Source organism: Acetivibrio mesophilus (assembly GCF_004102745.1).
GTDB classification, from domain to species: domain Bacteria; phylum Bacillota; class Clostridia; order Acetivibrionales; family Acetivibrionaceae; genus Hungateiclostridium; species Hungateiclostridium mesophilum.
This window is the reverse complement of sequence record NZ_RLII01000009.1, coordinates 101,652-113,652: the sequence shown is the minus strand read 5'-3', so window position 1 is coordinate 113,652 and position 12,001 is coordinate 101,652. Positions and strand designations below refer to the sequence as shown.

At 35.0% G+C, this 12,001-nt stretch carries 10 protein-coding genes and 4 pseudogenes; all 14 read left to right on the top strand.

Going from position 1 to position 12,001, the window contains the following annotated elements; genetic code table 11:
* Nucleotides 1-479 (top strand): PepSY domain-containing protein (locus EFD62_RS09150; protein WP_235832611.1); only part of this gene is annotated, 479 nt, incomplete at its 5' end.
* Nucleotides 480-575: 96 nt separating this feature from the next.
* A pseudogene (locus EFD62_RS09145) lies at nt 576-2,055 on the top strand (RHS repeat domain-containing protein); the annotation flags it as partial.
* A 117-nt stretch (nt 2,056-2,172) separates the two neighbouring features.
* Complete coding sequence (locus EFD62_RS18045; RefSeq protein ID WP_083225307.1) at nt 2,173-2,814, top strand: DUF4474 domain-containing protein; 642 nt, start codon at nt 2,173-2,175, stop codon at nt 2,812-2,814.
* Between the two features lie 96 nt (nt 2,815-2,910).
* Complete coding sequence (locus tag EFD62_RS09140) at nt 2,911-3,345, top strand: DUF5104 domain-containing protein (protein WP_235832610.1); 435 nt, start codon at nt 2,911-2,913, stop codon at nt 3,343-3,345.
* Between the two features lie 105 nt (nt 3,346-3,450).
* A pseudogene (locus EFD62_RS09135) lies at nt 3,451-3,699 on the top strand (hypothetical protein); the annotation flags it as partial.
* Nucleotides 3,700-3,955: 256 nt separating this feature from the next.
* The gene (locus EFD62_RS09130) at nt 3,956-4,390 is read left to right on the top strand and encodes a DUF5104 domain-containing protein (protein ID WP_235832608.1); all 435 of its coding nucleotides are present in this window, start codon (nt 3,956-3,958) and stop codon (nt 4,388-4,390) included.
* A 105-nt stretch (nt 4,391-4,495) separates the two neighbouring features.
* Nucleotides 4,496-4,882 (top strand): annotated as a pseudogene (locus EFD62_RS09125) (DUF4474 domain-containing protein); the annotation flags it as partial.
* Between the two features lie 44 nt (nt 4,883-4,926).
* Nucleotides 4,927-5,439, top strand: coding sequence for a DUF5104 domain-containing protein (locus tag EFD62_RS09120; RefSeq protein WP_128706008.1), 513 nt, complete (start codon nt 4,927-4,929; stop codon nt 5,437-5,439).
* A 432-nt stretch (nt 5,440-5,871) separates the two neighbouring features.
* A pseudogene (locus EFD62_RS18315) lies at nt 5,872-7,578 on the top strand (RHS repeat-associated core domain-containing protein); the annotation flags it as partial.
* Nucleotides 7,579-8,421: 843 nt separating this feature from the next.
* The gene (locus tag EFD62_RS09110) at nt 8,422-8,736 is read left to right on the top strand and encodes a hypothetical protein (RefSeq protein ID WP_069194458.1); all 315 of its coding nucleotides are present in this window, start codon (nt 8,422-8,424) and stop codon (nt 8,734-8,736) included.
* 1,007 nt (nt 8,737-9,743) lie between these two features.
* Nucleotides 9,744-10,136 (top strand): hypothetical protein, encoded by a 393-nt coding sequence (locus tag EFD62_RS09105; protein WP_069194456.1) that lies wholly within the window; start codon nt 9,744-9,746, stop codon nt 10,134-10,136.
* A gap of 361 nt (nt 10,137-10,497) precedes the next feature.
* Entirely contained in the window at nt 10,498-10,917 is a 420-nt protein-coding gene (locus EFD62_RS09100; protein WP_456236578.1) for a MarR family transcriptional regulator, read from the top strand.
* Nucleotides 10,914-11,354, top strand: a complete 441-nt coding sequence (locus EFD62_RS09095) for a pyridoxamine 5'-phosphate oxidase family protein (RefSeq protein ID WP_069194454.1) — start codon at nt 10,914-10,916, stop codon at nt 11,352-11,354. The genes EFD62_RS09100 and EFD62_RS09095 overlap by 4 nt, the downstream gene beginning before the upstream one ends.
* On the top strand, nt 11,341-11,886 hold the full coding sequence (locus EFD62_RS09090; RefSeq protein ID WP_128706007.1) for a flavin reductase family protein: 546 nt from the start codon (nt 11,341-11,343) through the stop codon (nt 11,884-11,886). Before EFD62_RS09095 ends, EFD62_RS09090 begins: the two co-directional genes overlap by 14 nt.
* The last annotated feature ends 115 nt before the right edge of the window (nt 11,887-12,001 follow it).

Here is a 12,001-nt window from a genome sequence, read left to right as displayed (position 1 = left end):
AGGAACTAATTAAATTATCCAATTCTTATGTTGATGAATATTGGGGTAAACGGACTTATTACGTAGGAAAAATCAATATGACACTAGACGAAAATCTTGAAGGAAAAGTTGAGATATGGTATAAAGATGATAATAAGGATAAAAATGGTGTACCGAACATAATTACAGTAGAAATTGATACTAAAAAGAATAAAATTTTGCGTATTATTAATCAGGAACGAAATTCAAAAATCGTTCCGGGTGATATCAATATCGATAAGTGGTCTGTAGATAGTATAAATGTTATTGATATAGCCAGGAAGAATTTTACGCAAGATAATGATTTTAATTTCACCACAGCGTGGTTGTCTGCGACTAGTATTGATAAGAATGAGAAAGAAATTTGGAATGTTAGCTTTTATAATGAAAATACCAAAAGGGCATATTATTTAGAAATTGATGCATATACGGGAGAGATTTACAGAAGTGAGGTCAAGTAAAGAGAAATATGAAATTTAAAGAGGTTTCTAAATTTTGCAACACTCGATAAAGTGTGATTAGAGCAGACAGCTTCATACGGAAGATTACCTGCAAAAATCACAGAGCCCGACGGAACCAGCTGATTATGACTACGCAGGAAACTTCATATCCACTACCGACGGCAACGGAAATACCACCCGATACACATACAACAGCTTAAACCTTTTGTCTGAAATAATAGACCCTGTGGGAATGAGAATAACCTTCAAATATGACAGGCAGGGAAGAATGGTGCAAAGGACAGGAAAAGACGGACGCAGCACTTATTACACCTACAATGCAGACAATAATATTACCAGCCGTTGGGAAGAAGAAGGACAGTTGGAAAAATATGAGTACAATATTGATGGAAGTCTCGCGGCATCAATAAGCGGTACTACCATACATACCTATACATATACTCCGGCAGGAAGACTAAAAAGTAAGGCAACCAACGGCCAAAAGGTACTGCAATATGACTATAATAAAAATGGACGCATATCGAAGCTTACCGATATAAGCGGAACTCCCGTGGAGTATACATACGATATGCTTGGCAGGCTAACGGCAGTATCAAATGGGGGAAAAGATTCTGCAAAGTATGAATACAACTTGGATAAGAATATAACAAGACTTCTAAATATAGACCCGTCAGGCAAAGAAATGTTTATGTACAGGTATGCCTATGACGGAAACGGCAATCAGATACTGAAGGAGGAGAATGACAAAGTCACAGCCTACAGCTACGATGCATTAAACCGCCTGGAGGAGGTAATATACCCGGGGCAGGTTAAAGAGAGATTTACCTATGATGCCAACGGCAATAGACTTAAGAGGGAATTTGGCGACATATTGGAGCACTATGAGTATGATAATTGTAATAGATTAATCCAAAGGATTAAGAATGGATTAACAACAGAATATGAGTATGACGAGAGAGGAAATCTCATAAGAGAGAAAGAAGGGCAATTAAATAAACTATACGGCTATGATGGATTTGACCGACTGACCCACGTAAAGAATCCTGACGGAACATATATGGAGAATATATATGATGCGGAGAATTTGAGATCAATATCGATAGAAAACGGAAAATATAACAGGTATGTATATAGCGGAAGCAGCATAGCATGTGAAGTGGATGAGGATTGGGGATTAAAAGATAGGATAGTCCGGGGTCATACAATATTGCAGAAAGAGGATAGCAATAAGGATGCTTACTATTATATCCATAATGCCCACGGAGACATTACCGCTCTTACCGATGGAATGGGAGAAGTAGTAAACAGATACAGTTATGATGCTTTTGGTAATATATCGGACTGCGTTGAGACTGTAGATAACAGATTCAAATATTCGGGAGAACTGCATGATCCAGTTACTCACCAATATTACTTAAGAGCAAGGTACTATAACCCAAGCATTGGAAGGTTTATGCAGGAAGACTCCTTTAGAGGTGACGGACTCAATTTATATACCTATGTTGCCAATAACCCGATAAAGTATATTGACCCAACCGGCCACTGCAAAGAAGGTGTCAACTTTATCGATTCAATTGGCAATGCTTTAGGAATTAATCTGAATGGTATTATCAGAAAGATACCAGGCGTGGATTGGATTTCAGACTGCTTTGATAATATAGTTTGGCCAGATAGCGGTGATGCATGGGATGATATGGTGGCATCTATATATAAAAATACACCTATATATAAGTGGTATGTAGAGCAAACGCAAGAAAGAGGATTACCTTGGATTTTTGGATTTTATAGGGATCAAAGTGGAAATTACCATGCTAGACAAAACAATTCATTGCAGAGTATCTCGATTGTGGGATATAATGACTTTTATGATATGGTGTTTGATTTAGCTACTAGTATGAGTAAAGAAAAATTTGACTTTTCCTATAATGGTCAGGATTACACGGTTTGGGTGTGGAAAGGCGATTATTTGAACTTAGGTGCAGGGGCAGAATTAGGTATATACAAAAGATTCGAGCTATTTGGAATACAGATAGAGCATTGGCTTATAGACAAAGATCTTTCTATGCCGATGACATTAGAAGTGGAATATGAAGGTGAGAAAATAATATCTTATGATCCAAAGAGAGATGATCCTAAAGGCCAAGAAATAGAAAAGTGGTGGGTTACAGGCTTTAACCCTTATTATCAAGATAAAAAAGCTCATGAACTGACAGCAACCTACACAATTGAATTTTCTGATAAGAAAGGTATGTTTGAAGCATTTCGTGAACAATGGAAAGATGATAAAAGATGGGATTTTGATGATGTGACATATACTGCAACATTTACTTTTTAATGAAAGAGAGGGATATATTTGATTAAGAAAACAGTATTACTAATATTTCTTACAAGTGCTTTTATATTAACGTCATGTTCATTTGGAGGTAGAATAGTGTATGTTGGCGAAGAAAAAGCGGCAAAGGCACGAATGAAAGAAATACTTGCAGCAATTAAAGATAAAGATAAAGAAGCGATGAAAGCGTTATTTTCCAAAAAGGCGTTGGATGAAGCCAATGACGTTGATGATGGAGTAGATTATTTATTTGATTTCTTTCAAGGAGATGTACAGTCTTGGGAAATATATAAATGGTCTTCAGGTGAATCAATAGAAAGAGGAAAGAAATCTTTAATGCTAAGGGCATGGTATACAGTAACTACAGATAAAGAGAAGTATATGTTTTTTGTAATTGATTATATAAAGGATACTATGAATCCTGATAATGCAGGGTTATATACATTACGTGTAATTAAAGCTGAAGATAAAGAGACTGAATTTGGCTACTGGCAAGATATGTGTATACCAGGTATTTACAAACCTGAACAATAACAATTTTTGAAGACTTTAATAGCATCGAAATGATTCTAACTGGTAAAATGTAAAAAATAAAAAAGACTGACATGGATTTTTAAATAATTTGACTTTTCTTATAATGGTCAAGATTACATGGTTTGGGTGTGGAAAGGCGATTATTTGAACTTAGGTGCAGGGGCAGAATTAGGTATATACAAAAGATTCGAGCCATTTGGAATACAGATAGAGCATTGGCTTATAGACAAAGATCTTTCTATGCCGATGACATTAGAAGTGGAATATGAAGGTGAGAAAATAATATCTTATGATCCAAAGAGAGATGATCCTAAAGGCCAAGAAATAGAAAAAATGGTGGGTTACAGGCTTTAACCCTTATTATCAAGATAAAAAAGCTCATGAACTGACAGCAACCTACACAATTGAATTTTCTGATAAGAAAGGTATGTTTGAAGCATTTCGTGAACAATGGGAAGATGATAAAAGATGGGATTTTGATGATGTGACATATACTGCAACATTTACTTTTTAATGAAAGAGAGGGATATATTTGATTAAGAAAACAGTATTACTAATATTTCTTACAAGTGCTTTTATATTAACGTCATGTTCATTTGGAGGTAGAATAGTGTATGTTGGCGAAGAAAAAGCGGCAAAGGCACGAATGAAAGAAATACTTGCAGCAATTAAAGATAAAGATAAAGAAGCGATGAAAGCGTTATTTTCCAAAAAGGCGTTGGATGAAGCCAATGACGTTGATGATGGAGTAGATTATTTATTTGATTTCTTTCAAGGAGATGTACAGTCTTGGGAAATATATAAATGGTCTTCAGATGAATCAATAGAAAGAGGAAAGAAATCTATAATGCTAAGGGCATGGTATACAGTAACTACAGATAAAGAGAAGTATATGTTTTTTGTAATTGATTATATAAAGGATACTATGAATCCTGATAATGCAGGGTTATATACATTACGTGTAATTAAAGCTGAAGATAAAGAGACTGAATTTGGCTACTGGCAAGATATGTGTATACCAGGTATTTACAAACCTAAGCAATAACAATTTTTGAAGACTTTAATAGCATCGAAATGATTCTAACTGGTAAAATGTAAAAAATAAAAAAGACTGACATGGATTTTTAAATAATTTGACTTTTCTTATAATGGTCAAGATTACATGGTTTGGGTGTGGAAAGGCGATTATTTGAACTTAGGTGCAGGAGCAGAATTAGGTATATACAAAAGATTCGAGCCATTTGGAATACAGATAGAGCATTGGCTTATAGACAAAGATCTTTCTATGCCGATGACATTAGAAGTGGAATATGAAGGTGAGAAAATAATATCTTATGATCCAAAGAGAGATGATCCTAAAGGCCAAGAAATAGAAAAGTGGTGGGTTACAGGCTTTAACCCTTATTATCAAGATAAAAAAGCTCATGAACTGACAGCAACCTACACAATTGAATTTTCTGACGAGGACAAAAAAGATATGTATTGGGCGTTTAAGAAAAAATGGAAGATGATAAAAGATGGGATTTTGATGATGTGACATATACTGCAACATTTACTTTTTAATGAAAGAGAGGGATATATTTGATTAAGAAAACAGTATTACTAATATTTCTTACAAGTGCTTTTATATTAACGTCATGTTCATTTGGAGGTAGAATAGTGTATGTTGGCGAAGAAAAAGCGGCAAAGGCACGAATGAAAGAAATACTTGCAGCAATTAAAGATAAAGATAAAGAAGCGATGAAAGCGTTATTTTCCAAAAAGGCGTTGGATGAAGCCAATGACGTTGATGATGGAGTAGATTATTTATTTGATTTCTTTCAAGGAGATGTACAGTCTTGGGAAATAGATGCATGGTCTTCAGGTGAATCAATAGAAAGAGGAAAGAAATCTATAATGCTAAGGACATGGTATATAGTAACTACAGATAAAGAGAAATATATGTTTTTTGTAATTGATTATATAAAGGATACTATGAATCCTGATAATGCAGGGTTATATACATTGCGTGTAATAAAAGCTGAAGACGAAGAAACCGAATTTGGTTACTGGCAAGATATGTGTATACCAGGTATTTATAAACCTAAGCAATAACAATTTTTGAAGACTTTAATAACACCGAAATCATTCTAACAGGTAAATTGTAGCTAATAAAAGAGACTGACATGGATTTTTAAATAAAATAATATGTGATCGTCAGTCTATCTTATATTATTGTTAAGCAACATACAATATTTGATATTTAGTGATAGTTAGTAACAATAAAGGGAAGTAGAGTAAAAATGCAATTGAATTAAATCAGCAGATAACGACAATGACAGATGCGGAGTGGAATTTGATTATGACCTGGCAAAACGTTTGATGCATATAACAACGCCAGAAGCAAAGCTCCAAGGAAGAAAGAGCGAGCAATATACCTATGACGCTGAAGGAAACTTATGAAGGAAAACAGCAAGAAGGGTGGCCGCTATTGTTCATAATGTCTAGGTAGACATTTGATGATGTGACATATACTGCGACATTTACCTTGCAAGACGCTTGGTAGATATAACAACTCCGGAAGCAAAGCTTCAAGGTCGAAACAGCCAGCAATACACCTACGATGCGGAAGGAAATATAACCGGAGTAATTGACGGAAATGGAAACAATGCAAAATATACCCTAGATCTGTGGGGTAAAATAATAAGCATCACAGAGCCCGATGGAATCAACACAAAATACGATTATGACTATGCAGGAAACCTTATATCCACCACTGACGGCAACGGAAATACCACCCGGTACACATACAACAGCTTAAATCTCATGTCTGAGATAATAGACCCTCTGGGAAGGAAAATAACCTTCAAATATGACAGGCAGGGAAGAATAGTACAAAGGATAGGAAAAGACGGACGCAGCACATATTACACCTACAATGCAGACAATAATATTACCAGCCGTTGGGAAGAAGAGGGACAGTTGGAGAAATATGAGTACAATATTGATGGAAGTCTCGCGGCATCAATAAGCGGTACTACCATACATACCTATACATATACTCCGGCAGGAAGACTAAAAAGTAAGGCAACCAACGGCCAAAAGGTACTACAATATGACTATAATAAAAATGGGCTTATATCGAGGCTCACCGATATAAGTGGAACTCCAGTGGACTATACATATGATGTACTCGGAAGGGTAACTGAGGTATCAAACGGAGGCAAAATTTCCGCAAAGTATGAGTACAATATTGACAACACCATAGCCCAGATATTGTATGGAAGCGGAGTATGCGCAAAATATGAATACAACTTGGATAAAAATATAACAAGACTATTAAATATGGATCCGTCAGGCAAAGAAATATTTACATACAAGTATGCCTATGACGGCAACGGTAATCAGATATTGAAGGAAGAAAACGACAAGGTTACAGCCTACAGCTACGATGCACTAAACCGCCTGGAGGAGGTAATATACCCGGGGCAGGTTAAAGAGAGATTTACCTATGATGCCAACGGCAATAGACTTAAGAGGGAATTCGGAGATATATGGGAGCACTATGAGTATGATAATTGCAATAGATTAATCCAAAGGATTAAAAATGGACTCATAACGGAATATGAGTATGATGAAAGAGGAAATCTTATAAGGGAGAAAGATGGTCAGCTAAATAAACTGTACAGCTATGACGGATTTGACCGACTGACCCATGTAAAGAATTCTGACGGAACATATATGGAGAATATATATGATGCCGAGAATTTGAGATCTATATCGATAGAGAACGGAAAATATAACAGGTATGTATATAGCGGAAGCAGCATAGCATGTGAAGTGGATGAGGATTGGGGATTGAAGGACAGAGTAGTCCGGGGGCATACAATATTGCAGAGGGAAGACAGCAATAAGGATACTTACTATTATATCCACAATGCCCATGGAGATATTACCGCCCTTACCGATGGAACGGGAGAAGTAGTAAACAACTACAGCTACGATGCTTTTGGAAATATACTAGACAGCGTTGAGAAAGTAGATAACAGATTCAAGTACTCAGGAGAACTGCATGATCCTGTGACAGACCAATATTACTTGAGAGCAAGGTACTATAACCCAAGTATAGGAAGGTTTATGCAGGAAGATACCTTTAGAGGTGATGGATTAAACTTATATACCTATGTTTCCAACAACCCGATAAAGTATATCGACCCAACTGGCCACTGTAAAGAGGGTGTTAACTTTAGTGATGGGAGTGGCAATATTTTAGGTACTAATTTGGATAATGTTATCAAAAAAATACCACTGATAGAACGGATTTTAGGCTATTTTAATAATGTAGAAGTAGGCAACACGTACAATGTTGAATCTGAATTTTTATCAGATGAATATTTTGATGAGTTAAATGCTTTATATAGCAAAGTTAAGAAAGAGAATAATAAATGGGGTATCTTTGGTAACGGGAAAGAAATTGCAGCAGAAGCAGTGATAAATCAAATGATGGATGATTTGGAGGCAAATCCTGATGCTTTAGTAGGTAATGCGAACTATAAACGATTCTTTGATACTTTTGACCAAAACATTACACAGTTAGATAGTATTACAGAACGAATGCATTACTTTAGAAATACATTGAACTCTTATGGTGGAGCGCCTACTGACTTAGAGGGTATGATAGAAATGGCTGCAAAAGGAGAATGGGAATTGTTTTCGACCATAGGAACTGCATATCATAGATATGATTATGACGGTGTTTATGGTGCTTTAAACGTTAAGTTTGTATCTGCAGACGGCAGATTTGAAGCTGTTTATAATACAGGTACTGGGAAGATGGTTACAGACCCTGCTAATATGGGTACTTATAACTACGCTCCAGCTTCTTCGGTAGTTGGATTCTTTAAGCATAATAAATGTGATGTGGAACCTTTTGAAAAATGGGGAAATACTTCAGAACTTTCATATGAAGATATCAAGAATTTGAAATCGGGACATATGACTATAACAGCGCATACGAATCATAATACTGTAAAAGAGTTAATAAAAATGAGAAAAAAAGAGCTAACAACGGAAAAATAATGAAGGGAGGAGATTTGCATGGATATAGGAAATGTGTTAATTAAATTTAAGATATATTATGTAGTAGTATTGTTTACTACACTTTATTGGATTTTTGCACTAACTGCGAGATTTTATCCCAGCATTTTTATGTTAGGAGGTATTTTGAGATTTATTCATGTAAAATTAATAGTAGGTGCAATTATTATTAATATAATAAACTTAATCCTTTTAGTTGCCATGATATATTTCAAGGTATGGCATTTGAAGTATTTGTTAATTTTATTAGGCATAAATATTTTAGCAGCTGCTATAGGAATTTATTTTACAAGCTTTCCTATTAGAATGATGTAGTAAAACTTTATCGACATCTAATTTGCTTTAGATGTTTGATGGGGTAGTAAAAATAATCCAAATATGACAGAAGATATTGAATGGAATAGAGAGGAATTATGGATAGAAAAATATTATTCTAATCGTAGCAAGTGTAATACTTATTTTGATAGCATTGACTACAAAAGATTTAGAGTACATATTTGATACGAGAATAAGAAAATATTTAGTGCAAAGGTAGAGAGATTATACCCAAAATGGATTTGAGGTTAGAGTAAATCCTTTGTAGTTAAGAAGGAATGTTGGAATTATCCGTGACGACAGATGAAAGATTGCTGTCAAGCACTAAGGGAATCGAACCTGGTATTTGCTAATAAAGCAAGAAATTGTAAAAGTGTAAAAGAGCTAATAAGCAGAAGAAAAGATGAGTTGAAAAATGATGTTAATAAATATATCAAAAGGGGATTAACGTGACTTTATCTGAATTGCTTATAAGATTTAAAATCAAATACATAATTATGGCAGTAAATCTAATTTATTGTACAGTTGCGATAATTGCTAGGTTTTTCACATCAATAATTACAGATTTAAATCTTTTTTGGTGGTCCGTTTATGTACAGCTGACAAAAGTATTAGTAGCGGCAAATATCATATGTATAATATTTTTGATAATGATGATGTGTTTTAAGACATGGAATTTAAAATATGCAATAGTTTTATTGGTTATAAATATTTTAATTCCAATCATTGGAATATATTTCATTCTTTTTCCGATTATTATTTTATAGACGTTATGAATGCTGAGAAATGCGATTATCTTATGATGAACGTCTATTTTTTGTGGTTTCTTTATAAATGCTTTCAATAATGTAGTAAAAGATGTAATATTAATATATTAACAAATAAATCGAAAAAATACAAAATATAGAAGAAAGGACGATGATTTTATGAGGTCAAAAAGAAGGTTTTACATAGTTATATCACTATTAATCATCTGCTTAATTATTTGCTCAATAGGAGTACTTTGCTTGAGAAAAGAAGTATTGGCGAGGAAAAAAAAACACAGTATAATAGACTCTTTCACCAGTAGGGATATCCAATATCTAGATAACAGTCTTGAAGCAACTACAATGATTGAATACCAAGAATACAAGGCAACTTATGATAATGTAAGGCAAAATGTAGTTAAAGCATTTGAAGATAATTATTATATAATGATGCCAACAGCAATGTATATTGATAGAAAATTAGATAAGAACGGGAAAATAAATAGAATTAGATTGATTGGATGGCCTAAATTTAACGGTAAGAGTATTGAGTTTGGTATTACGGTTGAACATATTGTCAATTGGAATAGTACTGAGATAACGAAAATATCATCTGAGAATGAAATGTTTGGAAAGATATTCTTTGATAAATGACCTAAACTACTGAAAAAAGCAAAGATATTTAAGAAAGCGGGAGTAAAAGACTTTGATTTGGATGCCTACAATATTGTCATATCAGAGGGAAGAGAAATAATTGAAATGAGATATAAGCGTGAAATAACACTTCCTTTTAGGAGAACAAAGTATATTTAGACGAACGAGTATTAAATAGTGATATAAAAATAAAAGAATAGACTGGATTTTTCATACTACTATTTTTCGATTTCTACACCATTCTATTACCTCTTACTCTACAAGTAGCAATCATATTTGGAATAGTACTTGACGAAAATAGTACTATATAGTATTATTCTATATAGAGAGGTGATGTTCTATTAAGACTAACGGAGGATTTTTGATATCCCAGATCAAACAGGTGCAAGGGCGCGTGTTCGAAAAGCTGCTTGGCGAAGCCGGTATAGAGGAATTCAACGGTCCACAAGGGCGAATACTGTATGTTCTATGGCAAGAAGACAACCTGCCTATTGTTGAATTGTCAAGGCGTACAGGACTTGCTAAGACCACTCTGACAAGTATGCTTGATCGGCTTGAAGCTCGTGGATTTCTAAACCGGGGGTTTGATAAATCCGACAGACGGATAATACGTATCATCCTTACTGATATGGCACGTTCTATGAAGGATAAATACAATCAGGTTTCTGAAGATATGAATAAAATCTTCTACAAGGGCTTTTCATCGGATGAGATCACTCAGTTTGAAGGGTATCTGCAAAAAATACTTGATAACCTATATAAGGAGGAGAATAATAAATGAAAAACGAATTGAGAAAAGACGCGCGTGAGCTGATGGAAAACGCAAAAATTGTATATGTGTCGTCTGTCAACGGCGATGGATTTCCTACCATAAAAGCTATGTTGGCATTGCACCATGAGGGAATGACGACACATTATTTCTCAACCCTCCTGTCATCAAAGAGAGTCTCACAATTTAGGCAAAACCCAAAAGCATGCATATATTTCTGTGATGATGTAGAGTTTAAGGGCCTTATGCTAACAGGTACTGTAGAAGTTTGCACAGATAGATATCACAAGGAATTATTATGGCGTGAAGGATTCGAGATGTATTATCCCAAAGGAGTAGAAGACGAAAATTATTGTGTCTTAAAATTCACTGCAACAAGCGGCAATTACTATCACAAGCTTGCAAATCATTCGTTTGAAATGGAGGAATTTAACGATGTTGAAGCCTAAAAACAATATCCCCTGTTTTTTCACACAGCAGGTTTTTCTGATAGGAACATATGACGAGGACGGCACCGAACGATTTGCTCCTATTTCGTGGATAAGCTATACAAATGGGGCTCCGGCCTGCCTTATAATAAGCATTAACGGTACAAAGAGGACAAAAAGAAATATCGAACGGACAGGGCTTCTTTCTGCAACGGTGGTTACACCGGAACTACTTGCTTTTGCCGAAAGCAGAAATAGTGCAACTGCCGATGAAAACAACGTTGTTGTTGTCCCGACGGTTAGAGGCAATGTTCTAGACGTTCCGTTGATTGCTGACTCGGTTTTCAGCTACGAGTGCCAGCTGTTAAAAACAGTGGAGTTGGGTATAACGCATACATATTTTGCTGAAATAAAAAAAGTAAACGTTCGTGACGATATTGAGAAGCTTGACTTTTACGATCTACGGGTTATCAATCCGGTGATATACTCTCCGGACAATTATTTTACCGTAGGCAATCACATTGGTAGAATTGGGGATTATTCCCAAAAATAAATGGGGGAGGACCAATGAACGCTGAGGACAAAATATGGGTAAATTTTCAGAATACAATGGAGAGTATTGAAAAAGAAATGATAAGCATAAAAAGTACTTTTTCATTTGCAATAAA

Excerpts from the sequence above, each read along its gene's own strand:
- EFD62_RS18045 (WP_083225307.1), top strand. The coding sequence starts at position 2,173 with ATGGTGGCATCTATATATAAAAATACACCTATATATAAGTGGTATGTA.
- EFD62_RS09095 (WP_069194454.1), top strand. The coding sequence starts at position 10,914 with ATGAAAAACGAATTGAGAAAAGACGCGCGTGAGCTGATGGAAAACGCA.
- EFD62_RS09110 (WP_069194458.1), top strand. The coding sequence starts at position 8,422 with ATGGATATAGGAAATGTGTTAATTAAATTTAAGATATATTATGTAGTA.
- EFD62_RS09090 (WP_128706007.1), top strand. The coding sequence starts at position 11,341 with ATGTTGAAGCCTAAAAACAATATCCCCTGTTTTTTCACACAGCAGGTT.